Genomic DNA, 25280 nt, shown 5'->3' with positions numbered 1-25280 from the left:
CACCACAGGGCGAGCTGGGGATCTTCATGAATGGACTTGAGGAACGAACTGCCCATGCAGATGCCGCACGCTAAGCCGACCCCAGGGACTCGACCCTCGGCCACCTCCGCGGGATCATCAGCCCTGCGTCGCCTCGCAGGCCAGCGCGAGACCTCGGTCGCGCTGCTCCTGCTTGTGGTGGTCGTGTTCATGACCTTCGCCAACGAGAACTTCCTGACGAGCCGCAACCTCCTGAACGTCGGACGCCAGGCCTCGGTGGTGGCGATCGTCGCGCTCGGGCAGGCATTGGTCATCATCGCGCGCGGAATCGACCTGTCGGTGGGGTCGGTGATCGGCCTTTCGGCGGTGGCCGCGGCAGCCACCGCCCAAGCCACCGGCCTGCAAGCCTTCGGCATCGGCGCGGCCATAGGGACCGGCTTGGCCGTAGGGCTCGTCAACGGACTCCTTTACACCCGGCTCCACATCAATCCGTTCATCGTCACCCTGGGCACCCTTTCGGTCGCACGGGGCATCGCGCTCCTCATCACGGGTGGCATCCCCATCAGCTTCACCGGATGGGCGTCGTGGTTCGGGGCAGCGCGCGTCGGATCGGTTCCGGTGCAGCTGATCCTGATGTTGCTCCTGGCGGTGGTGTTCTTCGTTTTCGCCACGCGCACCCGTTGGGGCCGGAACATCTTCGCCACCGGAGACAACCCGACCGCGGCCCGCTTGGCCGGCATCGACGTGGACGGGACGCGGCTTCTCGTGTTCGTCCTGTCCGGGGTCGTCGCCGGCCTTGGCGGCCTGATCCTGGCGGGAACGCTGGGCAGCGCCGGGCCGGACCTGGGGCGCGGCTACGAGCTTGACGTGATCGCCGCCGTGATCCTGGGGGGCACAGCCCTCTCGGGCGGGCGCGGCTCGATCCCCGGCGTCCTGCTTGGGGCGCTTCTCATGGCGCTCCTCGGGAATGCCTTCGTGCTTCTGGGTGTTTCCTCCCACTGGCAGGTGGTGACCAAGGGGCTCGTCATAATTCTCGCCGTCGGCATCGACGGCGTCAGACGCGGACGCGAGGATTGAACCTCGCCTCCAATCAGGGAGGAGAACGACCATGATGAACTGGACTCGGCGCAACGTGGCCTCGGGGCTGGCGGTGCTGGCCGCGCTCGGGGCCGCGGCTCCGGCGGCCTTTGCGCAGGACCTGCCCGAAGGTGCGACCGTGCAGGCGGTGGAGAACACCAAGGGCCCCCTTCGCATCGCCTTCATGGCCTTCCAGAACAACCCCTTCTGGATCCCGGTGACCGAAGGCGCGAACGCCGCCAAGGACTACCTTGGCGGTCGCGACGTGACGGTCGACTACATCGACCTCGGCGACGCGCTGACGCCGGAAGCCGTCGTGGCCGGCATCGAGAGCGCGGTGGCCCAGGGCTACAACGGGATCGTCACGGTCCCGATCTTCGACGGCACCGAGCGCGCGATCAACGAAGCGGTCGCGGCGGGCGTCCCCGTCCTCAACATCATCGCCGAAGGCAACGTCGAATCCGACCGGATCCAGTTCATCGGCCAGAACGCCAAGGCCGCTGGCCGCCAGATCGGCGAGTTCATCGGCGAGAGGATGGGCTGCGAGGGCAAGCTGGGCGTCATCACCGGCTATTTCGGCGCGGTTCAGCACAACGACCGGATGACCGGCGCGACCGAATACCTGGCCGAGGCCTGCCCGAACATCGAGATCGTCGGCCCCTTCGAGAACCAGGACAAGGCCGAGCTGGCCTATTCCCAGGTGCAGGACATGATGACCGCCAACCCGGACCTGAAGATGGTCTACGTGACCGCAGGCGGACCCTTCGGCGCAGCGCGCGCGGTGCAGGACCTCGGACTGACCGGCAAGGTCGGCGTGGTGGGCTTCGACCACACCCCTGACAACATGGCCTACCTGGAATCCGGCGAGATGGTGGGCCTCCTCGACCAGGCGCCCTTCACGCAGGCCTTCGACGGGACCGTGACGCTCTACAATTATCTCGTGACCGGCGAAGCTCCGTCCGAGAAGGTCCGCCCCGTCGAGGGCAACCTCCTCACCTCCACGAACTGAGGACGCAGCGCCCGGCCTAGGCCCTCGAGGGCACAGGCCGGGCCATCCCACCCATGACCCCACTCATCGCGCTGTCCGGCATCAGCAAGTCCTTCGGACCCGTTCAGGTTCTGACGGGCATCGACCTCGTCATCGAGCCCGGTCAGGTCGTCGGCCTGCTGGGCGAGAACGGGGCCGGGAAATCGACCCTCATGAACGTCGTTTCGGGCCGCCACCGGCCCGACGGCGGCCGGATGGAGCTCGACGGGGCGGCCTTCGCTCCGGGGAGTGTCGCCCAGGGCATCGCCTCCGGGATCCGCTTCGTTCATCAGGAGCTTTCGCTGGCGCCTTCGCTCAGCGTTGCCGAGAACCTGTTCCTGGGGAACTACCTGTCCCGGCGCTCGGGCTTCGTGGACCGCAAGGCCATGCGGAGCCGCGCCCGCACCCTCCTCGAGGCCGTTGGCCTGGGCGACGTGGACCCCGGCCTCGCGGTCAGTCATCTTCGAGCCGGGGAGCAGCAACTCGTCGAGATCGCCAAGGCCATGGTCACCCGGCCGCGCCTCCTCATCCTCGACGAGCCCACCTCCTCCCTCACCCCGGCCGAGGCGGGACGCCTCTTCGCGCTGGTGCGCGACCTCGCGCGCGCGGGGACCTCCGTCATCTTCATCACGCACCGCATCGAAGAAGCGCTGGCGAACTGCGACCGCATCGTCGTCCTGCGCGACGGCCGTCTCGTGAGCGATCAATCGGCCCGGGAGACCTCGCGGGACGAACTGATCCGGCACATGGTCGGGCGGGAGGCCCTGTTCGCCTATCGCGGCGGCGGACGACCGGGCGCCGGGGCACAGCCACGCGCTCGCATCCAGGGCCTCACGGATGGAACGCATCTGGCTCCGATCAGCCTCGATGTCGCCCCTGGCGAGGTCGTGGGTCTCTTCGGTCTCCTCGGCTCGGGCCGGACCGAGTTCCTGGAGACCCTTTACGGCTTTAGGCCCCACAAGGGCGGCTCGGTCGAGATCGACGGAACCCCCATCGTTCTGGGATCGGTCGCGGCGGCCGTGGCGGCGGGCATCACGCTGGTCCCGGAAGGCCGCAAGACCCGAGGCATCTTCCCGACCCACTCGGTTCGCCGCAACATCAGCGCATCATCCCTGGCGCGGCTTTCGCCGATGGGCTTCGTGCGTGCGGGTCAGGAGCGCGAGGAGACGGACCGCCTTTCTTCAGATCTAGGCATCCGGATGCATTCCGCTCAGCAGGCGATCACCACGCTTTCGGGGGGCAACCAGCAGAAGGCCATCTTCGCGCGGGCGATGGAGGCCAAGCCGAGGCTGCTCCTGCTCGACGAGCCGACCCATGGCGTCGATGTCGGCGCCAAGGCGGACATCTACGACATCATCCACCAGCTTGCCCGAGAGGGCCTCTCGCTGATCGTGGCCTCATCCGAACTGACCGAGATCCTGGCCATCGCCGACCGATGCCTTGTCATGTCGGCCGGCGAGCAGGTGGCGATCCTGGATCGCGACGAGATGAGCGAGGAGACGATCCTGCGACACGCCTTTACGCGCCACGCGTAGGGCGTCGTGCCGGACAACGGAAGGCCAGCCCCATCCCGGATCGATGCGGCTGGCCATCTTCGATGGACACAAGCCCGTAGGGCCAAGCGGGACATGCTCACCGTGTTGTGCGTGGCTCTCACCTTGCTGCCCGCTCGCCCAGGAGGTCGTCCAGGTTCCGGAGCAAGAACGGGACGCGCTCGTATGACGTCACGGCACAATGGATCATCTGGGGCGAGACCCCGGCACCGCCAAGCAGGTTGTGCCGGGAAAGGGCCTGGAACGTAGCGGGGCCAAGGGCGGGCTCAAAATGAAAGCGGCCCTGCCTTCGCAGTTCAGGATCCGAGCCGCTGCCGCGGCCCGCAGTCACTCAGCGTCCCCTGGAGAGCGGCAGGCGCCCTCCCCCTCTGTGGGAAGCTGCAGGTCATAGCGCCCTTGCCGTTTCGCCTTGGCCCGCCGCACTCCTCCCAGCGCCAGCACCCCCATGCCAAGCAGGGACAGGGATGCAGGAAGGGGTATCGGTGACGGCTCGATCGCCAGCGTGTCCCGGTAAAGCTGCTCGCCCACGATCCGGTGCGCCGCGTCCGAGGGATGCACGATCCAGTAGTAGAAGTACTCTTCCGGGTTCTCGCAGACGACTCCGTCGGGGTCCATCCAAGGCAGGCAAGGATCGGTGGTGTTCGTGATGCCGTACCTGTCCGGGTTCAGAAGAATGTCGTCGTAATAGGTGCCCCAATCGCTCAGACCGATGTTCACGTCGGGATACAGGGCGGCGAGCTTGGGGACGAGGTCGCGGTAGGCGGGGTTCAGGAAGTCCGCGCTGTCGGTGAAGGCTGGCACCTCGCGCGGCAGGAGCGCGATCTGGATGTACTTCGCCCCGACGGCGACGAGGTCCTGCACCTGGGCGGCATAGGCCGCCACAACGTCCTCGGCCGGCGAAAGCTCGTGATCGTTGAGACCGCCGGACAGGAAGAACAGGGTATCGGAGGGGTCGAAGCTTGCTGCTCCCTCCGACACCAGTTGGACAAGGTTCCTGACCTGGTTCGTCAGGCTCTTGGGACCGCCTGCGGTTTCCACTCCCACGCGCGCTCCGCTTTCGGCGAAGTTGATCGAGTTGGTGCCCGGATTGGGATCATCGGGCAGCGACAGTTCACTGCCGATCCGCTCTGCCAGATACGACGCCGCCGTGTCTCCGTTCGTCAGTGGAAATCCGGCGCCCGTGTCGGAGAAGCTGTCCCCGAAGATATAGACCGTGTCGAATGTCGCAGCCGAGGCTTGCGGCGCCGCCAGGGGCGCCAGCGCGACGGCCAATATGGCAGGTGAGAGAGCCCGTCTGGTCATGGATGATCCTCCCGTTGCAGCTTGGCGTGGTCCGTGACCCCATCCTGTTGAAGCGCGTCAGGCCCGGACGAGCGGCGCGACGGAGGTGGCCAGCCACACCAGCGATTAGAGAGCGGTGATTGCGAGCCTGTATTGGCGTTTCTTGCACGATCGCTTGGCGAAATTTGCCCAGGCCCGCGCGGAGCTCCCCTTTGGCAACTTGCCGCTTCTTCGAGATGACTGGCGGGCCTCAGCCGTCCCGGAACTTCGAGGGCGTCGTTCCGGCGATCTTGAGGAACGTTTTCGAGAACTGACTCTGGTCGCTGAACCCGGACGCATAACCCACCTCCGAGAGGGGCCGGCGCGAGTGCCGGAGCAGCCATTTCGCGCGCTCGATCCGTTGGCGGACGATATAGTGATGAAGCGAGCAGCCCTCAGACTGCTTGAAGGTCCGGCACAGGTAAGGAACGCTGACACCAAGTTCCTTGGCAATGTCGCCCAGCAGCAGCTTGGTTTCCAGCTTCGAAGCGATCAGGGATGCGGCTCGGTGCGCCAGGACCTGACCGGACGAACCCCGCCGCGAGGAACTCCCGTAGATCGTGGGACGGGGTCCACGCACATGCGCGACCAAGGCGCCGACGATGTGCTCGATGAAGGTGTAACCTGTCGGCGAGCCTTCACTCAGGTCTTGCGAGATCAGATGCAGGAGATGCTCGACCACGGCATCGCTTTGGCCGGTCTCCCGCTCCCGCGTGAATTCATGGATGGCGAACGCGCCGAAGTTGTCGATCGGCTCATCCAGGAGACATGCGACATCATCGATCGACACGAAGAGATGACGGCCGACCATCCGCCCCTCCCAGCCTCCCCGAAGCTCCTAGCCGGGCCTGGCGACTGCCGTGCTGGGAACGACCTTGACCAGGTCGGCGCGTCGAGGACCGTGCCTGTGACGTGCCGGTGTGAGGAGAGCGGCGAAATGAAGGCAGCGGGTCTCGACATCCCATGACCCTTCGGGCCCGTACTCGACCTCCTGGAAAAGCCCTACGGCCAGTGGCTGGTGCGACGTCCCGAGCCGAATCCGAGGCTCCAGGGAGTAGGCGTCCCACTGTCGTACATCGCCAGCCCGCGTGGCCATGGTTCCTCCTCGTGCCTTTCTGAGGACCAGTAGACTAGTGCGTAGTCCGGATAGGGGCAGGCCAGGTCCGCCGTCGATCCGCCCCGTCTGCTCCTCGTGCAGGGGCGCGACGATGTCGGGGGCCCCGCAAAGGGGCACTGCCATGGAGGCGTCGCGGCCTCCCCTTCTCACCCTGCCCTGCTTCGACCTGGGCACAGGATCGGTGGTTGCCGCCTTAAAGGGTACGTGTTGGCCCGAAGGCATAGCCACCAAGGGCTTTTCGACAGATGCTGCGGCTTGGCTGGGCCTGCAGTCCTGAATGCAGGGAGATCTCGCTTCCGCAACCATCGCCGATCTGACTGGCCTGGACCACGAAGACCTGGCCCAGGTTGTCCGCCGGGTGCCGGGCGCCCTCCATGGCCGCGCCCCAGGGTCAAATCATGGCCCCGTTCTCACCCGACTCGGTAGTCGGCTCGACGCTCCCGCACAGAGGCAGGTCGAAGCGGCAGGAGTTGGAGGGAGGGCAAGAAGGCCGCCGGTCAGAGGCCTGGGAGCGCAACTGCTCCGATATGTGCCCCAAAGAACTGATCCATGCCGCGGTGGGGCTTCCAAGCCGTTCCGATCAGGGTGGTCAATAAAGGCGTGTCGTTGGAACGGTGGACCTCTGGGTGATCGGCTCTCCTCTCGCGGTGCCAGTGTTCCTGAACCCGGCGGTAGGAAAGGAGGTCAGTTCTGGACACCGCCAGGCACGGCCTGAGCCATTGATCGTGGCCTGACGCTCCGAGGGTCGTCCGGCCCGAAGTGGCGCCTCAGCCACCCACGCTGCGGCCGCCGATGGCGGTGCGGGTCTGTCCGAAGCCTCCTGTCCGCGCCACCGTCGCCCGCGACATGGGAGGAGCAAGCCGGGTCGAAGGGGCCGCGCGGAACGCGGACGCCCGCATCTCGGCCCCTCCGGCGTTCGAGCTGAGCCGTGTGTCGCCCGAGACCGTCGCAAAGCCGCCCGGGCGGCTCACCAAAGGTTGGGACAGGAGACCACTGCCGCCCGAGAGCGCGCGACCCAGCAGGTAGCCCGTCAGGATCGGCATGAAGACCGATCCACCCGGACGGGCCTCGACAATGCACTCGCCCCCATGCTGCTCCTCGCAGAGCGCCTCATCCTCATAGCGCGGCGCGCTCTCCAGATGAGCCGCCTGAGCGGCCAGGAAGGCGGTCTCGCAGTCTTGGGCCGTGAAGGCCGCATCGGCCTCGTCAGCCTCGTCGATGCAGGAGGCCAGGTCGGGGAAGGCCTGCGCCTGGACGACGGGATCCTCCTCGCATGCCGCGAGCGTCAGAGCTGCCATGCCCATCAGTACAGTGGGAACCGTGCGCGAGCGAAGTCGCCGGCGGCGGAGAGGTGTGTCGGGCATAAAGCGTCCTTCAGCTGGCGATGTAATGCGGCTTGAACCGGCTCATATCGGAGGAAATGCGCGTGGTGTCCTCTCGGATGCAGAGACCTTCGCAGGTCTCCCCGACCATCCAGGCCCCGAGAACCGGTCTGTTGCCCTCGAAGACAGGGAGCGGGTGGTAGGCCTGCACGATCACTGGGTTCTCGTCATATCGCCTGTCCTGGGCAGCCTCCGTGACCTTTCCATCCTCGACGATACGCACGCTGGAGCCCTCGCGCGAAAAGAGGGGCTTTCGGACATGGGCGCGGGCCAGCAGTTCGGACGAACGGGCGACAAGAGCATCGCCCGACTCGACTTCGTCCTCGAAGAAGGCGGGCAAGAGGTTCGGGTGGCCCTCGAACAGTCGCCAGAGCACAGGGAGCAGCCCCTTGTTGGACACGACGGCCTTCCAGGCTGGTTCGATCATGCGGCATCCCGAAGACGCGATGGCATCCCCGAAGTCGTCGCGCAGCATGTCCTCCCAAGGATAGAGCAGGAAGAGCGTGCCGATGATCCGGCCCTCCTCGTCGACGAACTGGCCTCGGTCGCTGAGCCCGATCTTGCCCGTATGGACCGGCCAGGCGACGTGGCCCGCCTCGCGCGCGGCGTAGGCCAGTTGCTCCACGGTGGCATGGTCCTCGACGTGCTCCATCCAGGCGCCGAAATGGATGTCCGTGCCTGGCGGCAGGATCTGCTGGAACCGTTCGACGAGTGCTTCATGGACGCGGTTGAACTGGTCGGCGTCGGGTGGAAGCACGCCACGGGCGATCTGGTCCTCGAACCACTCCCACTGGAACGCAGCCGTCTCATAAAGCGCCGTCGGCGTGTCGGCGTTGTATTCGAGCATCTTCGCCGGGCTCCGGCCGTCATAGGCAAGGTCGAAGCGGCCGTAGAGCTCCGGCTCGCGCCCATGCCAGGAACCTGCGACCAGATCCCAATGCTCGCGCGGGATGGCCAGGCGCGTCATCAGCTCCTCGGAGCGGACGATCCGGTCGACGGCCTCGCGGCACATCGCGTGGAGCTCGGTCGCGGGGGCCAGAATATCGCCGTCGATCTGCTGGAGTGAGAACTCGTAGGCCTCCGCCTCCTCCCAGTAGATCTCGCCGTACATCTCGGCGAAGCCGAAACCGGCGGCCTTGGCCTTCTCCCGCCAGCCGGGACGGGCCCCGAGCACGATACGCTGCATTCGGTGGATCCTCAGGCTGAGGCGAAGGGATGCGAGAACCTATGGCGGAGAATGGGCAACGCAAGATGCCAGCTGACCCGGTGGGCAGCCTCCAGCACCTCGCCCTCTTGGTCCATCTCCCGCCAAACGACGTGCGTGCCCCTGTACAGGGTGGCCGGTCCTCTGCCCGGCTGAAGCAGCATCGCCCCGTTTCTGCTGACCGAACGGCTCCGGTTCTGCCCGACCTGAGCCGGCCTCGAGCCCGGCCCCGGGCGCTCCACACCGGACTCGAGCAGCACGACAACGGCAGCATCGTCTTGAGCCACCAGGAGCCGGCCGACGCCTTGGACACGAACCGCAACACGGTGGGGCCATGCTTGGTCGCCTCGGAACGATATGAATTCAGTCGAACGGTGCAGGACCAAGCCTCGGTGCCTCATGCGCGGGACGGTCCGCGCTCTGGGACCCGGGCGAGGCGCCGGTCGCCAACGGGCACAAGGCGCGCACGAACTTCCTGCGGGGAAACGCGCCTGCGGGACTGACCGCGCAAAGCCCCCCAAGAACCAAGCAAGCGCGTCGCCTACGGCGGATGCCTGAGGCCGCGGTGTTCAGGTTCGGCCGCCCGCTATCCTAAATTGCGGGATGCGAACGGCTGAAAAGCGCCCTCCTGCGCCCCAAGAACCGCAACATATCCAGACTCCTGCTAAAGGCAGATGCTCGCGGCCTGGCTGTTCAGCGCCGGCGACGGGCAGACGAACAGCGCTTACGAGGCTGCGCGCCGTGCTATCCTGCGCTGCCAGGGCGAGGGCTTCCCTCTCCCGGCCGAGAAGTACGAACAGTGGCGGATGCAAGAGCTGACCTTTGATCCCGCTCAGATGTCGATCTGTTAGGCTCGCGGCCCGCAAAGACATTGTCACAACAATCTTCGGAATACGGCTGGCCCTTCAGCGCTACCTTCCATGCGAACTCACGGATGACCATGACCGCTATCACCTTTGGCCGCCTTTAGGACCTGTCCCCGCGGGAGGCCTAGTCGCACGAGGAGCATGTGTTCACCCCCTGGCTGGCCGATAATCTGGACCACCTTTCGGCCGCGATCGGCATCCCCTTGGAATTCACCGGGCGCGAGGTGCCGGTCGAGGGCTTCTGGGCCGACATTCTGGCAAGGAACCCGCAGGACGACAGCGTCGTGCTGATCGAGAACCAGTTGGAAGTCACCGATCACACCCACTTGGGCCAGATCATGACCTATCTGGCCGGCCTCAAGGCACAGACGGTGATCTGGGTGGCGCCGCAGTTCCGCGAGCCGCACCTGTCCGCCATCCGGTGGCTCAACGAGCACACGGCCGAGGACTTCTCGTTCTTTGCCGTGCGCCTGCGGGTGGTGCGCATCGGCGACAGCCCGTTTGCACCCATCTTCGAAGTGGTGGAAAAGCCCAATGGCTGGGAGCGGCGCGTGGCGGCGGCTCAAAGTCAGGCCAAGACCACTGGCGATCGTACCCTAGGCGACCAGCGGGTGGCCTATTGGACCACCTACAAAGCGCGGCACCCAGACACGCCAGACCTCGTGTCCCGCCTGAGCTACTTCGGCACCGCGCCCGAGCGCATGCCGGAGATCACGGTCTGCACCTGGATTGGCCAAAAGGACAGCGGTGTGTTCGTGCGCGGGCGTTACGGCGAGGACCGCAAGATCGCCTTGGACTTCCTGTCGCGACACGCCGCATGGCTGGAAAGGCGCTTGGGCGTCACTCTTGGCCCCAAGGGCCAGCTCGAGCGAAACCAGCTCGGCGGCCTCATTGATCCGAGCGCTTGGCCCTCACTGATCGACTGGCAGGAGGATGAGCGCCGGCGCATCGTCGCGGACCTCGATGATCTGGCGACGAGCTCGCTTGCGGCTTGGAGGACAACGGCGCGTCCCCACAGGGGCGAGCTGCTGTGCCCGGCCGAGCTTGCGCAAAGTCCGCCCCGCACGCCCCAATCCCGCCCGACTGAAAAGCTAAACCCCACAAGCCTGAACCTAGTCTCGACGGGCAGGGGCAAGCCCTCTCACATCTCACCTCCGGAGGCGCCATGAAGATCACGACCCTCAATCTCAGACACGGTGGGGCAAGCCGGATCAGCGCATTGGGCGATTGGCTGGAGGGCACGCAGAGCGACGCGATCGTCTGCACGGAATTCCGCAACGGAGCTTCGGGAGACCAGCTGGCCAAGCGCCTGGGCCGGGCGGGCTATGTTCACCAGTTCTCGGCCAGCCGAGCCCGGGCCTTGAACACCGTTTGCATCTTCTCCCGTCAACCAGCACAGATCCTCCCGACCACCCTACCTCCCGAGGAGCAACACCGGCTTGTCGTGGTCCGGCTGGACGGGCTGACCTTGGCTGGCACCTACTTCTCGCAACTGAAAGCCAAGCTGCCCCTGTTCCGCTACCTTCTCTCGCGTCCCAAGGAACTGGAAGGCACGGCCACTCTGATGGGCGACTTCAACACCGGCCTGCACCATGTGGACGAGGCGGGGGCGACGTTTCATTGCGCAGCCGAGTTCGGCCGCCTTTCCGATCAAGGCTGGGTGGATGCCTGGCGGCTGCGACACGGCGACGAGCGGGCCTTCTCGTGGCACTCGAACATGGGCAACGGCTTCCGCATCGATCATGCCTTTGTCTCGTCCGACCTCGCCGGGCGCGTTGTGGCAGCAGAGTACGATCAGGCGCCACGTCACGGACTCACCAGTCATGCCGCCCTGACGCTTGATCTCGGGTCAGAGTGAGGCCAGCGTCATAGCGCATCTGAAATCCACCCTGGATCCACAGTTGACTCGTCGTACTTGGCCTCTGCCCTTGGGCTGCGGTGTCGACTGGCTGGTCGGCTTGATACGGCACGGGGGGCAGGGAAGGCTCGAGTGCGGGCGAAGCCGTCAGCCGCGGCGGAAGGGGCCGGCTGCAGGCCTCGGTGGGCAGACCCGTGCCTTGCAGGACATCCGTACAGTCCTCCACTGAAGGAGAGATCAGGCGTTCCAGGCCGGGCATTCTGGCCTGGCCCGGGAAATCTGAATCTGCCCGGCTCAAGCGAAGTTCTTCCGACAGCATCCTTCAGCGAGACGCTGCGCCGCGGTCGCGAGGATTTCGTGCAGATCGTCGCCACCAACATGGCCTACAGCGAGCAGAACAACAAAAGCTCAAGAAGCGCGGAGACGTGTTCTCGAAGAGCGGCGTGTAAGCCGGCGCTATCCCAAGTGCTGGCATCGGACGCTGTCGGGCGCGCCCGAGGCCCTCGACGAGGAAACGTGTTTCCTGCGGCAGGAGATCTAAGGTCAAGACCGGGTCGTTCCGATGGTCCACATCGACCCGCGCGAACGTTACTCCGAGCGTCGCCCGAGCCGGACGTATACGTTCCGCACGGCCGAGGTGCGCACGATCCAGGAGGTCCTCGAGCAGGACGGCGCGCGCAACGATCCCGCCCAGCCCTCCTTTTTCCTTCTGGAGACTCAGAAATTTGACGCGTCGGCATGATCGGAGGGGCAGAGCCCGGAAACTCCTCCCTCAGTAGGCTTTGCTTGTATTCATGATCCGGATCGGCGTCATCAGGAGCACATAGAAATCCATCCGAAGCGACCAGTTCTCGATGTAGTAAAGGTCATGCTCCACACGGCGCCGCAGCGCCTCAGGATCGTCGATCTCTCCCCGCCAGCCGCTGATCTGCGCCCAGCCCGTGATCCCCGGTCGCACCCGATGCCGGGCGGCATACCCCTCGACGATGGCCTCGAACGGCTCCTGCCGGCTCGAATGCGCCTTCAACGCATGGGGCCGAGGTCCCACCAGCGACAGATCGCCCCGCAGGACGTTGAAAAGTTGAGGCAACTCGTCAATGGATGTCTTTCGGATGAACCGGCCGACCCGGGTGACGCGCGGATCTCCTTGGGTCACGATCGTCCGAGCCTCCGGATCGCAATCGGCCACATACATCGACCGGAACTTCCAGATGGTGATCGGACGGTTGTTGTAGCCGTGCCGGACCTGTCGGAACAGGATCGGGCCGGGGCTGTCGCAAAGGATGGCAACGGCGGTCATCGCCATGACCGGGGCCAACAGGACGATGGCCAAGAGCGCGCCCACAAGGTCGAAGGTTCGCTTCACAAGCAGCTTGCCCCCCACGATCGGTCGTGACTTCAGGGCGATCAGGCCCTGGCCCGAGGACATGCGCGCGTGCCGCCGGAAGGTGGGGTCGGCGCTCACGTCAGCGATCCGAACATCGACCGGCAGAACCTCGATCACCTTCATGATCGAGCGGATGCGCTCCTCGGCCGAGAGGGGGATCGTGATGATCAGCATGTCGACCTCGGTCGCCCGCACGAAGCTCACGAGAGCCTCGATGCCCCCGAGCTTTGGAACCCCAGCCACAGCGATGGGAGACCGGACATCGTCCCGGTCATCGAAGATCCCCACCACGCGGATGTCACTGTCCTTGGCCTCAGTGAGGGCCGTCATGACGCGCAGCGCAGGCTCGCCACCGCCAAAGAGGACGGCACGACGCTCCGTCAGGCCATAATCCAGAACTGCGGCCGCGATGGCCGAGCCGAGCAGGCGGGCGGGGATCACAAAGACGGCGGCGATCGGGACCGACCAGAGCGTCCCGGTGCCGGCCAGGCTGATGAGGGCGCCCATGGACCAGGCCACCGCCGTTCCCCGGACCGTTCGCCTGAGCGTCTTCAGGCGATAGAAGCCCAGACGTTTCAGGATCAGGACTGCCGCTGTCGCGGAGGCCATGGCCGCAACGAGGGCCTGGGCCGGATCAAACCCCGGATCGGCGTTCACGAACGCCGCGAACCACGAGCTGAGGCTGAGGGCTGCAGCGTCCAGACATGCGGCGACGAAGGCCACGGAGGAGGGCGACAGGACCGGGCTGCGCAGACTGCGGGCGACGGATCTTGCGCCGGGAGACAGGCGATCCTCTTCCGTCAGGTCGGTGGCTTCAATCGGCATTCCCAATTCGCTCGGTCGTGACCTCTGACCGTTTCTAATCCCCAGCTCGTTAATCCTGTCTTAGGAGCAGCGGCGAATCTTGGTTCAGGCAACGACCGTGCCGGCAGCCCATGGAAGGTCCCGTGGAACCTCACATGGCTCGTCTCGGTTGGGACCTTTGAAGGCCCGACGCGTCCGCAAGTCGGAAGCCGGATCATGAAAGGAAACGTTATGGACTCAGACCGCATCAAGGGGGCCGCCCAGCAGGTCAAAGGCACTCTGAAGGAAGCCGCGGGGAAGATCACCGGCGACACCAAGCTTCAGGCCGAAGGGCAGGCCGAGCAACTGACGGGCAAGGCGCAGAATGCCTTCGGAGGGCTGAAGGACGCCGCTCGCGATGTGGCCGCCGATGCCGATCGCGCAGAGTCGCGTGACCGGCGCGGCGACCTGGACCGCTGAGACCAAGGGGCGGCCCAGTGCCGCCCCGACCTGCAGGTCCGGTCGGATCCGGCGCGCTCCTTCGGAGTGCACCGGACTCCGTTTCCTGAAAAGATTGGAAGCGAAGAGGCCAGCCGAAACCTGGGCGGGACTTGGTGGTTCTTGCGCAACAAAGCCTTCGGGGGTGGGCGGGGCCATGGCCGGATCCAGGCCGAGCGACCCTACGGATGCAGGCCATGATCTGGGTGTGGCCGCGACAAACGCGTGACTTCGAGCTCTTGTCGTCAGCGACAAGCCCAAGTCTGGTCCACCTCGGGCCCGAACCGGGTCCAGCCGGACCAAGATCCCCCTCCCATCGGTCAGGATGACGCAAGGGCGGGATGCCTTGTAAGCTCCCCGGCAACACAACGGGGGAACCTCCATGACCAACAACAGGTATAGGATCGAAGCCCTGGCTCCTCCCCTTGGGCCAACGGTGGTCGTGATCGATGACGGCAGCGGCCTCGACTGGCTGATCCTGACCGCCGAGCACGACAGGGCCTCGGACATCAACCTGGCCTATTCCACCTCGGGGACGGAGGGCACTCCGGTCCAGGCCGCGGGCTTCTACCTCGATGTCGTCAGCAGCGAACCGGAGGTGACGCGGGGCAACCGGCTGATCGTGACCGGGGCCATCGAGAATGCGCAAGGCTCGGTCGGGGCGGACACCATCGCGGGCAATATCCTGGCGAACATCCTTTATGGCGACCCGACGGAGGACGGTCCGGGCGGGGCCGACAGCCTCTTCGGCGGGGCGGGCAACGACCTGATCTTCGGGGGCGCGGGCGCGGACCAGGTCGGAGGCGCCGGCGACGACGACCGGATCTTCGGGGGGCTCGGCGCGGACACGCTCGACGGCGATGGAGGTCGCGACACCCTGGAAGGCGGCGCCGGCGCGGACGACCTGACGGGCGGCTCGGACGACGGGGACACGTTGAGCTATCTGGGCTCCGCCGCCGGCGTGAGGGTGAAGCTGACCTACGGGGACACCACCTTGGGGCGCGGCGGCGATGCGGAGGGCGACCGCATCCGGGGCTTCGACAACATCCTGGGCTCGGCCAGCGGCGATGTCCTGGAGGACACCGTCAAGGGCACGATCGCCTTCGGATACAACGCGAACCTTTTCGAGGGCCGGGGAGGCAACGACGCGCTCTGGCTGGGTGGCGGGAACGACCGGGGTTACGGCGGCGACGGCAGCGACAGCCTGTATGGTGAGGCCGGCCGCGACCGACTCTACGGCGGCGACGGCAGCGATACGATGTTGGGCGGCGCGGGGCCTGACCGGATCTGGGGCGGGCACGGCTTCAACTACATGTCGGGCGAGGGCGGAGCCGACACCATCACCGGTGGAGATCAACGCGACCTCGTCTACGGGGGCGATGGCGGCGACACCCTTCACGGCGAAGCCGGCAACGACCTGATCTTTGCCAACGACGGCTCCGACAGTGTCTCGGGCGGGTCTGGCGACGACGATATCGCGGGCCAGACAGGCGCCGACATTCTCCGAGGGGGCGCGGGACAGGACGAATTCCTGTACTTTGGCCTCAAGGATGGGGGCGACCGCATCCTCGACATGACGGCCGAGGACCGCGTGGAGTTTCAGCTGCCCTTCGGCGGCCCCGATTTATCCTGGGACAACAGCGGACCTCTGGGCGCGAACCAGGCGCGGCTGGTGGACACCGGCCCGGACGTCGAGTTGAGGGTGAACCTCGACACCGATGCCGCCATCGAGTTCCGCATCACCTTCGTGGGCGCCGCTTCGGTCGCGCAGGCCCAGATCGAACTCTGACCGGGGAACCATGGCGTCGCTCGCTCCACGGACGCCCCCCTCGGGGCGGGTGGCGCTGAAGCCGCGATCGACCATTCCCGGACGTTCCGCTCCGATCGGGTTCACCTCCGCCTTCGTATGTCCTCTGGGAACCACGGGCCAGAGCAGGGGCGGGTTGGACAAGGAGGGACAGGGACGTGGGACAGGCCCTGGTGAACGAGGACTGCCTCGGGAGCCGTCCGAGAAGAGCCGCGCCCGACGCCGGATGATCTGCCTCCAGCCGACGCGAAGTGCTAGGTGGCATCCCGGAAGGCCCGCGTCCTGCGGGCCGTTCAGGAGGGCCTCATGTCGCGCGTGACAGCCCTCACGACCAATGGGCTGATCGAGGAAGAGTTCACGAGCTGGGAGAAGGCCGTGAATGCCTTCAGGACGGCAGCCCTGCCGACAACTTGGCTTAGTCTTAGCGGAGGTCGGGCCTCGGGCCCGAGCCATGACGCGTGCCGACCGAACGGTCCGTCCCGGTGCCCTTAAAGGCCTGTTGCAAGAGATCACCACCAAGGGTGCTGTCAGACGGATGCGAGCTCGTCCCAGTTCTGGCGGGCGCTTCGGATGTCAGTCGGCACAAAGTGCCCGCCACTCAGCGAGAGGAGCGGCCCAGTTCAGTTTGTAGGTGTCCCGGCTGGTGAGGCTCCGTTCGGTGTCGAAGAGGTTGTGCACTGAAGAGTGGACGGCGGCGAAGGTCTACAAACTTCGCAGGCGCCGGAACCGCAGCATGGCCCGCTCCTGCCTTCGAAACGGCTGGCGCGAGTTCTCCGCCCAGCTGTTGGTCCAGCGCTCGGTGACCCTCTTCCCCTGTCAAACGACATCGGGAACTGACCCCCTGGCGTCATGGTGAACTGACCCCCGTCGTTGTTGGTCACGGGGTGGGTGCGTCGAGCGTCGGAGCGGCCTTTTGCAAAAGGCCGCTCCGACGCTTTTCGCGCAGGCGGTAGCTCTCGCCGCGGATGGTCACGACGTGACTGTGGTGGAGCATGCGGTCGAGGATGGCCGTGGCGACCACCGGGTCACCGAACACCGTGCCCCACTCCCCGACGGTCCGGTTCGAGGTTACCAGCATCGCGCCGCGCTCGTAGCGGCGGCTGACAAGCTGGAAGAAGAGATGGGCGGCATCGGGCTCGAAGGGCAAGTAGCCCAGCTCGTCGACGATCAGGAGCTTGGGCTTGGCGAAGTGGGCCAGCTTCTCCTCGAGCCGCCCCTCGGCGTGAGCCTTGACCAGCGTGGCCACCAGCGTGGTCGCCGGCACGAACAGGACCGTGTAGCCGGCGACGATCGCCTCCCGGCCGATGGCGACGGCCAGATGCGTCTTGCCGACCCCCGGCGGCCCCAGGAGCAGGACGGCTTCGCCGTTGGCGATGAAGCGGCCCGTCGCCAGGTCACGGATCTGGCCACGGTCGATCGAGGGCTGCGCGGCGAAGTCGAAGCCCGCGAGATCCCGGGTGAAGGGGAAGCGCGCCAGGCCAAAGCTCATCTCGATCCGCCGCTGGTCCTTGCGGGCGATCTCGCGCTCGCAGAACAGCGTCAGCGCCTCGCGGATGGTGAGCTCCCGCCGCCCGGCCTCGTCGATGAGGCTGTCGAGCTGGTCGCGGATGGCCGTCAGCTTGAGCCGGCTCAGCATGCGCTCCAGGTGGTCAGGCAGGTCCAGCGGCATCACCAGGCTCCTCCCGCTACGGCGTCATACTCGCTCAGCGGACGCAGGAGCGGCGGCGGCTCCTCGGCAATCGGCTGGCGCGGCCGTCGGCCGATCCCGGCGAAGTGGGCCGGATCGGTCACGCGCCCCTTCCGCCCCGCCCGCAACGCATGACGCGCCACCTCCCGCCCGGCATGCAGCACCCGCAGCTCCGGCCCCGTGACCGTCACCGTGACCCGCTCGCCGATGAGGCGCCAGGGGACCGAGTAGGCGTTGCCGTCCACCTCCACGGAGCAGTCGGAGGTGACCCTCCGCAGCAGGTCGCGGCCGCTCAGGAACGGCGGGATGCCCGCAGCAGGCCGCAGCCGGGCCGCCTCGTCCCGCTCGAAGCGCCGCCGCGGCGCCTCGCCGGTCGTGCCATGCACCCGCACATCCGCCACATCGCGCGTCCAAGCCTCAAGATGCGCCTCGAGTGCTGCGAAGCTCTCGAAGCTGCGTCCGGCGATGGCGTTCGCCTTCACGTAGCCAACCCCGCGCTCGTCCTTGCCCTTGGTCCGGGCCCGGTAGGGGGCGCAGGCCTTCACCTGGAAGCCCCAGTGCCGGGCGAAGGCGTGCAGCTTGGGGTTCACCACCACCTCGCGCGACACCGGGTCGTGGTGCTGGATCAGCGCCCGAGCGTTGTCGAGCAGCACCTCCTCGGGCACGCCGCCGAAGGTGCGGAACGTGCTCTCCAGGCCCTCAAACCAGTGCTCCTGCCGCTCGGCGGCAAAGGCCCTGACGTGGAGCCGCCGCGAGTAGCCCAAGGTCGCCACGAAGAAGAACACCTTCTCCATCTGCTCGCCGATCCGGACCCGGCGCTCGCCGAAGTCAATTTGGAGCTGCTGGCCGGGACGCGTCTCGAACCGCACCGTCGCCCGCGCCTCGGCCCGCAGCTCCCGCCGCAGATGCGCCACCGCCCGCTCCACCGTGCGCAGGCTCACCTCGATGCCGTGCTCGGCCGCCAGCTCCTGGCGCACCACGTCGGCGTTCCCGGCATGGCGGCGGAACCGCTCCGCAAGCCAGCTCTCCAGCCCGTCCAGTGCCTTGTTTCGGGCCGCCGGACGGGCCGACCGCCATCCGCCCTCGGCCAGCCAACGGCGCACCGTGTTCCGCGAACAGCCCAGCTCGGCCGCGATCCGCTTCGTGCCCCAGCCGCAGGACCTCAACGCCAGCATCGCCGACACCTCATCCGGCGTCCGCATCTCGACCCTCCCCGACATCCCCGTCGGCAGAAGAGCCTCGTCCATCGCTCTCGTCATGAAACCTCCTCTCAGCAGGAGGGGTCAGTTCCTCGTGTCGTCAAGGGGTCAGTTTGCCGTGTCGCCTGACATCCCCCGGCCCCGAGCTCCTTCAGTGCCGCCCCGTGCGAGCGCAGCTTACCGGTCACGAGTGCCTCAGATCTTCCGTGCCGCTTCATCAGCTTGCGCAGGAACGTCAGAGCCACCTGCTTGTCCCCTGTGTTGGACAGGAACGCCTCCAGCACCTCGCCTTCATGGCCCACCACACGCCAGAGGGAGCGCTGCACCCCGCTGACCCGCACGAACACCTCGTCCAGGTGTTATCGCCACCGAGAGCCTCGCATGCCGTTTACCCGCGTCCGCCTGATCTCGGCCGCAAACCTCGGCCCAAACCGCTGCCACCAGAACTGCACCGTCTCGTGGCTGACCTCGATGCCGCGTTCGTGCAGCGGATCCTCCACGTTTCGCAAAGAGAGGGGGAAGCGCTCATACATCATCACGGCAAGACGGATGATCTCGGGGCTGGTGCGGAAGGAGCCAAACGGGCTGCGTTGACTCATGCCGGCCAGGGTAGCTGGCCCCCTGCCCCGCGCAAGTCTCATCTCTCTGACAGGGCCGCTGCGGAGCACGACCCGCCCCTCTGCATCCGCCACGCGAACCAGAAACAGACGCTTTGCCAAATCCAGCCCTATCGTGCCGACGTCGCCCATGGACGCCCCCCAGCTGGGTTCAGGAGCCCGTCTTGGCCGATCGAAGCCGTAGCGAACCTAGGGCGCATCAACCCCGACCAGGCAACTATTTGATCCTTGACTAGTGGTCTATATCCACAAGGATGGATGAAAAGCGGGGAGGATCAAGACATGGCCGAGATCGTGCTGTCCAATGTTTCGAAAAGCTATGGCGCCGTGCCTGTGATCGACAACGTATCGCTGGCCATTCCGTCGGGCGAGCTTGTGGTGTTCCTCGGGCCGTCGGGATCGGGCAAGTCCACCCTCTTGCGCATGATCGCCGGGCTCGAGACCATCGATTCCGGCACCCTGACCATCGGCGGAGCCCGCTGCGAGCACCTGCCGCCGGGCCAGCGGGGCGTCGCCATGGTCTTCCAGAACTACGCGCTCTATCCCCATATGACGGTGCGTGAGAACCTTGCCTTCGGGTTGCGCAATGTCGGGATGACCTCGGACGTGATCACCCGGCGAGTGGCCGAGGCGGCGCGGATCCTGGAGATCGGGATGCTCTTGGATCGCCGTCCAGCCCAGCTTTCAGGCGGCCAAAGGCAGCGGGTGGCGATCGGGCGCGCCATCGTCAAGGAGCCCAGGGCTTTCCTCTTCGATGAGCCTTTGTCGAACTTGGATGCGGCGCTGCGCGTTCGAACGCGAGTGGAGTTGGCGGAACTGCACCAGCGGATCAGGTCCACCATGATCTACGTGACTCATGACCAGACCGAGGCCATGACGCTCGCCGACCGGATCGTCGTGCTCAACGACCGCCGGATCGAACAGATCGGCACCCCGATGGAGGTCTACTCGCGCCCCGCCTCGCGCTTCGTCGCGGGCTTCGTGGGGAGCCCTGCCATGAACTTTCTTGACGTGGTGCTGGAAGGCCGCGGGGCGGAGCGTGCGGCCGTTCTCGCCTCCGGCATGCGGTTGCCCCTCGCAATCGGAGGTGCGGAGGCGGGACGATACCAGCTCGGCATCCGCCCCGAGAACCTGCGCGTTCTTCCTTCAGGCGGCGATCTCCACGGCGAGGCCACGGTGATCGAGCGTCTTGGCGACCGCACCCTGGTCCATGTGCGCCTGCCGGACGGCGCTACCGTGACTGCCCAGGATACGGGCCGCTCGGCCTTGGTGCCGGGTGCCCAGGTGAGCTTGGGGATTGAGCGGAGGGAAATCCATCTCTTCGACGAGGACGGCCGCGCCTCGCACGCGGAGCCTGCAGCGGTGGCCCTGGCTACGGCTTGAATCGGGGGGGACGCAGCGTCAGTGTCCCCTCTCTCCCTAGCCCTTGATCCCAGCCGACAGGGTGATCGCCTGAGTGACGCGGCGCTGGAAGAGCAGATAAGCAAGAGCGACGGGCAGGCCGGCCAGCACGGCCGCCGATAGCTGGCGGGCGTAATAGACGCCGAAGGCGTCGTTGACCTGCGTGATGCCCACCGTGATCGTCATTTCCTCGGTCCGGGTCACCGCGAGGAAAGGCCACAGGAATGCATTCCACGACCAGATGAACGTCACGATGCACAAAGCTGTCGTGACCCCCCAGTTCATGGGAATGTAGACGCGAGTCAGGATCCGCCACTCCGAAGCGTTGTCCATGACGGCAGCCTCGCGGAACTCCCGCGGGACGCCATCGAAGAACTGCTTGTAGACGATGATCACCACGGGATGGATCAGCTGCGGAAGGATGATCCCTGCCCAGGTGTTGAGAAGGCCGAGGTTCGCGACCAGCTCGAAATGGTTGATGATGAGAACCTGGGTTGGAACCATGAAGCTCGCCAGGATGAGCCACCACAGGGGTTGGCGCAGCGGGAAGCGGAGCTGGGAAATGGCATAGCCGCACAGCAGCGAGGCGCTCACCGTAAGCACCATCGTTCCAAGCGCGGTGCCCACCGAGTTCAGATACCAGCTCCCGATCTGGGTCTCGAACAGGGCGAACCGGTAATGCTCGAAGGTGAAGGTATCGGGCCATATCTCCACGGTTGCGCGCACCGTCTCGTTCTCGGGCTTCAGCGAGGTCACGACAGCCCAGTAGATCGGGAAGGCCCAGATGACCGCAACCACGACCGTGACGATGGAAAGGATGGCACCGGCGACGTTGATCCGCTGGAGCCGTTGCACGGGCGCCAGGCCCTGGGCCGGCAGTGCCGTCATTGCGCCCTCCCACGGCTCATCCGCACGAGCTGGAAATTGAACACGGACACGATCACCACGACCGCAAACAGGACCACCGCGATAGCGGCCGCACGACCGCCCTGGTCGCTTTGGAAGGCCCTCTGGAAGATGTAGTAGACGAGAACGAGGTTGTCGTTCGGACGCCCCCCGGTCGAGAAAAGGTACACCTGGTCGAAGATCTTCAGCTGCAGGATCAGCTGAATGGTCAGGACCAAGGCGGTGATGGGCCAGATCAGCGGCCATGTCACCCGCCGGAAGGTCGTCCACCGCCCCGCGTTGTCGAGGGCGGCGGCCTCGTAGATTTCGGCCGGGATGGCGCGCAGTCCGGCCAGGAAGAGGAGGATCGAGAAGCCGCAGGTCCACCACACGGTGACGAGGGCAACCGCCGGCATGAACCAGGCCGTCGACTTGAAGATCGGCACGCGTTGGATGCCCAAGGCATCGAACAGGTGCATGGCAATCCCAAACTGGAAGTTCAGCGTCCAGTCCCAGATCAGGTAGACCACCGACACCGGAAGGATGTAGGGCAGGAAGAAGAGCGCGAGCACGAGCGACTGGAGGCGACCCTTCAGCCGGTCGACGGCAAGGGCGATCGCCATCGCGACAAGGGTTCCCGGGATGACGCTCAGGACCACGAAGTAGCCCGTGTTCCAGAGAGCCGTCTGGAAGCGGCGATCGTCCGGAAGCCGGGTGTAGTTCTCGACGCCCACGTACTCCCCCTGCCCGATCAGAGGTGCGTCCGTGAAGCTCAGCAGGAACATCTGAACCGTCGGGTAGATGAAGGCCAGCCCGTAGATGGCCACGAAGGGTGCCACCAGGATCAGAGCGACGAGCGTCTCCCTCTTCGTATTCCGAAGCATGTGCAGCCCTCCTGTCGGCGAGTCGGACTCCGGGGCGCCTTGGCCGCGCCCCGGAGCCTCGCTCTACATGTCGTTGAGCTCGGCGCGGATCTCCTCAACCGCCTCGGCCGGGTCCATCTCCCCGTTGAGCGTCGGCACGAAATACGTGGACATGACATCGAAGATCGGGCCCGCAACCCCGGCAAGCGGCGTCTTGGGATCGAAGATCATGTTCGCCGTCAGCGAGGAGTAGGTCGCGTTGGGCTGCATGGCCTTGTACTCCTCAGACTGCGTGACCGGGCCGTAGGCGGGGATGTGGCCTGCGGTCGCCCAGAACAGCGAATTCCTGGCCATCCAGCCAATCACCTCGAGCACGGCCGCCCGCTTCTCGGGCGACATCTCCACGCCTTGGTTGGCCGGGATGGCGAAGCTGTGGCTGTCCGCGTAAGTCGAGGGATGATCGAAGATCACCGGCAGCTCCACGGCGCCCCACTCAAACAGGGTGCCGGCCGCCTGGGCATCCATCATCGTCGGCACTTCCCACACGCCGTTGATCATCATTGCCGCCTCGCCCGAGGTGAAGAGCGCGACCGTGGCGGGATAGTCGGTGTAGGTGGACTGAAGCCCAGCCTCGGTCCATTCGGCGAGCACGGACAGGGCGTTCTGCAGTTTCTCGGCATTGTCCCCGGCGAGGAACTCGCCATCAGTCATCAGCTCGCCGTCCTGCTGCCCCATCAGGGAGTAGATCGTGCGGAACATGAAGTTCCCGTCAGCGGTCACGCTGGCCATGGGGAATTGGACGCCATGGTCCTTGAGCGCCTGCAGCGTCGCCGTGAACCCTTCACGCGAGTCGAGGCCCATGGGCAGGCCATCCTCCGTGAGCAGGCCCGCCTCCGCCAGAATATCCTTGTTGTAATACAGCACGATCGGGTGGGTATCGAAGGGAACGGCGTAGACTTGCCCGTCGACCGTCACGGCCTCAAGGGTCGCAGGATCGTAGTCCGAGGCAGATAGACCCATGGCCTGCCAGTCGGCCTCCGTGATCGGCTGAAGGACGCCCTGCTGCACGGCAAGCGGGATGCGACTTGCGTGGTAGGTCATGATGTCCGGCGCCTCGCCGACGGCCGCAGAGGTCTGGACCTTGGAATAGAACGGCGTGCCCCATTCGAGCGTGGTAGCGTCGATGGCGATCTGGCCCTCGTGCGCGGCGTTGAAGTCCTCGATCAGCTGCTTCATGCGAACGCCGTCGCCGCCGCTCAGGAAGTCCCACCAGACCACCGTCTCTTGAGCAGCGGCCGGTCCAGCCGCCACAAGCGCAGCCATCGCGGCCGCGCCGAGTCTCGACACTGCGTTCATGTTTTCCTCCCGAAGTCGCGGCGCTTCGCCACCTTGTTGGCAGCACTGTAATCTGTCGGGAACCATTCTCAACAGTTTTCTTGCTACGTACCTCTGCAGCTGGTTTTCATTGACCTGAGGCTATACCGCTGTCCCATGAAAGGACGGAAACGCAGTTTGATGGCCATGGATCGGTGTGGCACGTTGATCGTATCGGAAAAGCTGCTAGTGATAACAAGTGAACCACCCAGCGCGAAGGACAAAGGCATGGCCCGCGATTTCCTCATCGTGGACCCGGAAGAGGATCAGCTGGTCCTGAAAGCCTTCGCCTCTCCGACACGCGCGCGTATCCTGAAACTGCTGCGCTCCGGTCCCTTGAACGTCAACGAGATTGCGGCCGCCACAGGCCTCCCGCAGTCGAGCGTTTCGGCCAATGTCCAAATCCTCGAAGAGGCCGGACTAATCCGTTCAGAGAACCAGCGCGCCCGCAAGGGGACGCAGAAGCTCTGCCACACGCTTTTCGACGAGGTTCTGGTCACGTTCAAGGAGGCGGCCCAGCCGACGAATTCCGACACGATCGAAACCGCGATGCCCTTGGGTCTGTACACGAGCTATCAGGTCAGCGCGCCTTGCGGCCTCTGCTCGCCTCATGGCGTGGTTGGGCTGCTGGATGTACCGGACAGCTTCCTTGATCCTGGTCGGATGGGCGCCGCCCTCATCTGGTTCATGCGCGGGCACGTCGATTACCAGTTCCCGAACAACGCCAAGATCCTGGGTGGCGAGGTCGCGGCCCTGGAAGTGTCGATGGAGCTCTCCTCGGAGGTCCCGGGGACCTCGCCGAACTGGCCATCGGACATCACGGTCTCGATCAACGGAGTCGAGATCGGCACCTGGACCTCGCCTGGAGATTTCGGTGACAAACGTGGGGTCTACACGCCCGACTGGTGGAAGCTGAAGGGAAGCCAATACGGCATGCTCAAGAGCTTCCGGGTGACGCCCGAAGGCTCCTACGTCGACGGCGTGAAGATCTCACCGGTCAGCATCAAGGACCTGAGCCTATCGGACCACCGCTCGATCAGGCTCACGGTCGCGGTGAGAGAGGATGCCCAGCATCCCGGCGGCATCAACATCTTCGGCCGGGGCTTCGGAAACTATGATCAGGATATCCTGCTGAGGCTGACCCGCCGCCGTTGAGCAAGACGACGCTTGACCACTGCAACACTCCTGCTGATAAATATCAGTCAATGAGATACGAACAGTGCGCGCTGACGCACGGCGGGAGGAAGCCATGATGGATGGGGAAGTCGGAGCCGGTCGTAGCAGGGGTGCAGGGGAAGGCCAGGCATTGACGGCGCGTGTCACGGCCCATCGCGACTACACGGTCGCGCGGATCGACGACCGCATCTACTCGGGGTTCCTCGAGCATCTGGGGCGT

21 protein-coding genes and 2 pseudogenes are annotated in these 25280 nt (G+C 65.7%); 11 read left to right on the top strand and 12 right to left on the bottom strand.

The features are described from left to right. Nucleotides 1-30: 30 nt before the first annotated feature. Genes J3P31_RS04945 through J3P31_RS04935 form a run of 3 tightly spaced genes read left to right on the top strand, consistent with a single transcriptional unit; the run spans nt 31 to nt 3618 of the window. The gene (locus J3P31_RS04945; RefSeq protein ID WP_210527310.1) at nt 31-1056 is read left to right on the top strand and encodes an ABC transporter permease; all 1026 of its coding nucleotides are present in this window, start codon (nt 31-33) and stop codon (nt 1054-1056) included. Between the two features lie 31 nt (nt 1057-1087). After that, nucleotides 1088-2065: a sugar ABC transporter substrate-binding protein gene (locus tag J3P31_RS04940; protein ID WP_210527309.1), complete on the top strand. Its 978-nt coding sequence runs from the start codon at nt 1088-1090 to the stop codon at nt 2063-2065. Nucleotides 2066-2118: 53 nt separating this feature from the next. Continuing rightward, nucleotides 2119-3618: a sugar ABC transporter ATP-binding protein gene (locus tag J3P31_RS04935; RefSeq protein ID WP_210527308.1), complete on the top strand. Its 1500-nt coding sequence runs from the start codon at nt 2119-2121 to the stop codon at nt 3616-3618. Nucleotides 3619-3963: 345 nt separating this feature from the next. Here the strand turns inward: J3P31_RS04935 and J3P31_RS04930 are convergent, their stop codons facing one another. The 4 genes from J3P31_RS04930 to J3P31_RS04915 form a co-directional block, all read right to left on the bottom strand. Next, the gene (locus J3P31_RS04930; RefSeq protein WP_210527307.1) at nt 3964-4938 is read right to left on the bottom strand and encodes an SGNH/GDSL hydrolase family protein; all 975 of its coding nucleotides are present in this window, start codon (nt 4936-4938) and stop codon (nt 3964-3966) included. A gap of 229 nt (nt 4939-5167) precedes the next feature. Continuing rightward, entirely contained in the window at nt 5168-5767 is a 600-nt protein-coding gene (locus J3P31_RS04925; RefSeq protein ID WP_210527306.1) for a helix-turn-helix transcriptional regulator, read from the bottom strand. A gap of 1073 nt (nt 5768-6840) precedes the next feature. Next, nucleotides 6841-7437 (bottom strand): DUF1190 domain-containing protein, encoded by a 597-nt coding sequence (locus tag J3P31_RS04920; RefSeq protein WP_210527305.1) that lies wholly within the window; start codon nt 7435-7437, stop codon nt 6841-6843. Between the two features lie 10 nt (nt 7438-7447). Beyond that, nucleotides 7448-8641: a glutathionylspermidine synthase family protein gene (locus J3P31_RS04915; protein ID WP_210527304.1), complete on the bottom strand. Its 1194-nt coding sequence runs from the start codon at nt 8639-8641 to the stop codon at nt 7448-7450. 1027 nt (nt 8642-9668) lie between these two features. On the opposite strand from J3P31_RS04915, the gene J3P31_RS04910 reads away from it, so the two are divergent. The 3 genes from J3P31_RS04910 to J3P31_RS04900 all read left to right on the top strand — a co-directional run bounded on the left by J3P31_RS04910 (nt 9669) and on the right by J3P31_RS04900 (nt 12125). Then, nucleotides 9669-10694: a hypothetical protein gene (locus J3P31_RS04910; RefSeq protein WP_210527303.1), complete on the top strand. Its 1026-nt coding sequence runs from the start codon at nt 9669-9671 to the stop codon at nt 10692-10694. Next, on the top strand, nt 10691-11383 hold the full coding sequence (locus J3P31_RS04905; protein ID WP_210527302.1) for an endonuclease/exonuclease/phosphatase family protein: 693 nt from the start codon (nt 10691-10693) through the stop codon (nt 11381-11383). Before J3P31_RS04910 ends, J3P31_RS04905 begins: the two co-directional genes overlap by 4 nt. 562 nt (nt 11384-11945) lie before the next feature. Then, nucleotides 11946-12125, top strand: a complete 180-nt coding sequence (locus J3P31_RS04900) for a hypothetical protein (protein ID WP_210527301.1) — start codon at nt 11946-11948, stop codon at nt 12123-12125. 30 nt (nt 12126-12155) lie between these two features. Here J3P31_RS04900 and J3P31_RS04895 read toward each other — a convergent pair whose 3' ends face one another. Then, on the bottom strand, nt 12156-13595 hold the full coding sequence (locus J3P31_RS04895; RefSeq protein WP_210527300.1) for an exopolysaccharide biosynthesis polyprenyl glycosylphosphotransferase: 1440 nt from the start codon (nt 13593-13595) through the stop codon (nt 12156-12158). Nucleotides 13596-13805: 210 nt separating this feature from the next. Between J3P31_RS04895 and J3P31_RS04890 the strand changes: the two genes are divergently transcribed. The 3 genes from J3P31_RS04890 (at nt 13806) to J3P31_RS21750 (ending at nt 16350) form a co-directional block, all read left to right on the top strand. Further along, nucleotides 13806-14033 carry a CsbD family protein gene (locus J3P31_RS04890; protein ID WP_210527299.1) on the top strand — a complete coding sequence of 76 codons (228 nt, stop codon included), beginning with the start codon at nt 13806-13808 and terminating at the stop codon, nt 14031-14033. Between the two features lie 400 nt (nt 14034-14433). Continuing rightward, nucleotides 14434-15840: a calcium-binding protein gene (locus J3P31_RS04885; protein WP_210527298.1), complete on the top strand. Its 1407-nt coding sequence runs from the start codon at nt 14434-14436 to the stop codon at nt 15838-15840. Nucleotides 15841-16116: 276 nt separating this feature from the next. Further along, on the top strand, nt 16117-16350 hold the full coding sequence (locus J3P31_RS21750; protein ID WP_210527297.1) for a DUF1153 domain-containing protein: 234 nt from the start codon (nt 16117-16119) through the stop codon (nt 16348-16350). 81 nt (nt 16351-16431) lie between these two features. Here the strand turns inward: J3P31_RS21750 and J3P31_RS21915 are convergent. The 4 genes and pseudogenes from J3P31_RS21915 to J3P31_RS21310 all read right to left on the bottom strand — a co-directional run. Then, a pseudogene (locus J3P31_RS21915) lies at nt 16432-16668 on the bottom strand (IS6 family transposase); the annotation flags it as partial. 67 nt (nt 16669-16735) lie between these two features. Continuing rightward, on the bottom strand, nt 16736-17527 hold the full coding sequence (gene istB / locus J3P31_RS04875) for an IS21-like element helper ATPase IstB (protein WP_210527296.1): 792 nt from the start codon (nt 17525-17527) through the stop codon (nt 16736-16738). Further along, nucleotides 17527-18804 (bottom strand): IS21 family transposase, encoded by a 1278-nt coding sequence (gene istA / locus J3P31_RS04870; RefSeq protein ID WP_438270282.1) that lies wholly within the window; start codon nt 18802-18804, stop codon nt 17527-17529. Before istA ends, istB begins: the two co-directional genes overlap by 1 nt. Before the next feature lie 80 nt (nt 18805-18884). Beyond that, nucleotides 18885-19343 (bottom strand): annotated as a pseudogene (locus tag J3P31_RS21310) (IS6 family transposase); the annotation flags it as partial. Between the two features lie 300 nt (nt 19344-19643). On the opposite strand from J3P31_RS21310, the gene J3P31_RS04855 reads away from it, so the two are divergent. Further along, nucleotides 19644-20744 (top strand): ABC transporter ATP-binding protein, encoded by a 1101-nt coding sequence (locus J3P31_RS04855; protein WP_210527293.1) that lies wholly within the window; start codon nt 19644-19646, stop codon nt 20742-20744. 36 nt (nt 20745-20780) lie between these two features. Here J3P31_RS04855 and J3P31_RS04850 read toward each other — a convergent pair whose 3' ends face one another. The 3 genes from J3P31_RS04850 to J3P31_RS04840 form a co-directional block, all read right to left on the bottom strand. Beyond that, nucleotides 20781-21650, bottom strand: coding sequence for a carbohydrate ABC transporter permease (locus J3P31_RS04850; RefSeq protein WP_210527292.1), 870 nt, complete (start codon nt 21648-21650; stop codon nt 20781-20783). Beyond that, on the bottom strand, nt 21647-22531 hold the full coding sequence (locus J3P31_RS04845) for a carbohydrate ABC transporter permease (RefSeq protein WP_210527291.1): 885 nt from the start codon (nt 22529-22531) through the stop codon (nt 21647-21649). Before J3P31_RS04845 ends, J3P31_RS04850 begins: the two co-directional genes overlap by 4 nt. A 63-nt stretch (nt 22532-22594) precedes the next feature. Beyond that, nucleotides 22595-23866 (bottom strand): extracellular solute-binding protein, encoded by a 1272-nt coding sequence (locus J3P31_RS04840; protein ID WP_210527290.1) that lies wholly within the window; start codon nt 23864-23866, stop codon nt 22595-22597. Between the two features lie 246 nt (nt 23867-24112). Here J3P31_RS04840 and J3P31_RS04835 point away from each other — a divergent pair, with 246 nt between their 5' ends. After that, nucleotides 24113-25039 carry an ArsR/SmtB family transcription factor gene (locus J3P31_RS04835; RefSeq protein WP_210527289.1) on the top strand — a complete coding sequence of 309 codons (927 nt, stop codon included), beginning with the start codon at nt 24113-24115 and terminating at the stop codon, nt 25037-25039. Nucleotides 25040-25280: the final 241 nt, after the last annotated feature.

It is taken from the genome of Rubellimicrobium arenae (assembly GCF_017916275.1).
Lineage (GTDB): Bacteria > Pseudomonadota > Alphaproteobacteria > Rhodobacterales > Rhodobacteraceae > Rubellimicrobium > Rubellimicrobium arenae.
This window is presented reverse-complemented; position numbering and strand designations above follow the sequence as displayed.

Excerpts from the sequence above, each read along its gene's own strand:
- J3P31_RS04935 (WP_210527308.1), top strand. The coding sequence starts at position 2,119 with ATGACCCCACTCATCGCGCTGTCCGGCATCAGCAAGTCCTTCGGACCC.
- J3P31_RS04850 (WP_210527292.1), bottom strand. The coding sequence starts at position 21,650 with ATGACGGCACTGCCGGCCCAGGGCCTGGCGCCCGTGCAACGGCTCCAG.
- J3P31_RS04835 (WP_210527289.1), top strand. The coding sequence starts at position 24,113 with ATGGCCCGCGATTTCCTCATCGTGGACCCGGAAGAGGATCAGCTGGTC.
- J3P31_RS04845 (WP_210527291.1), bottom strand. The coding sequence starts at position 22,531 with ATGCTTCGGAATACGAAGAGGGAGACGCTCGTCGCTCTGATCCTGGTG.
- J3P31_RS04855 (WP_210527293.1), top strand. The coding sequence starts at position 19,644 with ATGGCCGAGATCGTGCTGTCCAATGTTTCGAAAAGCTATGGCGCCGTG.
- J3P31_RS04840 (WP_210527290.1), bottom strand. The coding sequence starts at position 23,866 with ATGAACGCAGTGTCGAGACTCGGCGCGGCCGCGATGGCTGCGCTTGTG.
- J3P31_RS04940 (WP_210527309.1), top strand. The coding sequence starts at position 1,088 with ATGATGAACTGGACTCGGCGCAACGTGGCCTCGGGGCTGGCGGTGCTG.
- J3P31_RS04930 (WP_210527307.1), bottom strand. The coding sequence starts at position 4,938 with ATGACCAGACGGGCTCTCTCACCTGCCATATTGGCCGTCGCGCTGGCG.
- J3P31_RS04890 (WP_210527299.1), top strand. The coding sequence starts at position 13,806 with ATGGACTCAGACCGCATCAAGGGGGCCGCCCAGCAGGTCAAAGGCACT.
- J3P31_RS04905 (WP_210527302.1), top strand. The coding sequence starts at position 10,691 with ATGAAGATCACGACCCTCAATCTCAGACACGGTGGGGCAAGCCGGATC.
- J3P31_RS04925 (WP_210527306.1), bottom strand. The coding sequence starts at position 5,767 with ATGGTCGGCCGTCATCTCTTCGTGTCGATCGATGATGTCGCATGTCTC.
- istB (WP_210527296.1), bottom strand. The coding sequence starts at position 17,527 with ATGCCGCTGGACCTGCCTGACCACCTGGAGCGCATGCTGAGCCGGCTC.
- J3P31_RS04885 (WP_210527298.1), top strand. The coding sequence starts at position 14,434 with ATGACCAACAACAGGTATAGGATCGAAGCCCTGGCTCCTCCCCTTGGG.
- J3P31_RS04895 (WP_210527300.1), bottom strand. The coding sequence starts at position 13,595 with ATGCCGATTGAAGCCACCGACCTGACGGAAGAGGATCGCCTGTCTCCC.
- J3P31_RS04920 (WP_210527305.1), bottom strand. The coding sequence starts at position 7,437 with ATGCCCGACACACCTCTCCGCCGCCGGCGACTTCGCTCGCGCACGGTT.
- J3P31_RS04945 (WP_210527310.1), top strand. The coding sequence starts at position 31 with ATGGACTTGAGGAACGAACTGCCCATGCAGATGCCGCACGCTAAGCCG.
- istA (WP_438270282.1), bottom strand. The coding sequence starts at position 18,804 with ATGACGAGAGCGATGGACGAGGCTCTTCTGCCGACGGGGATGTCGGGG.
- J3P31_RS04915 (WP_210527304.1), bottom strand. The coding sequence starts at position 8,641 with ATGCAGCGTATCGTGCTCGGGGCCCGTCCCGGCTGGCGGGAGAAGGCC.
- J3P31_RS04900 (WP_210527301.1), top strand. The coding sequence starts at position 11,946 with ATGGTCCACATCGACCCGCGCGAACGTTACTCCGAGCGTCGCCCGAGC.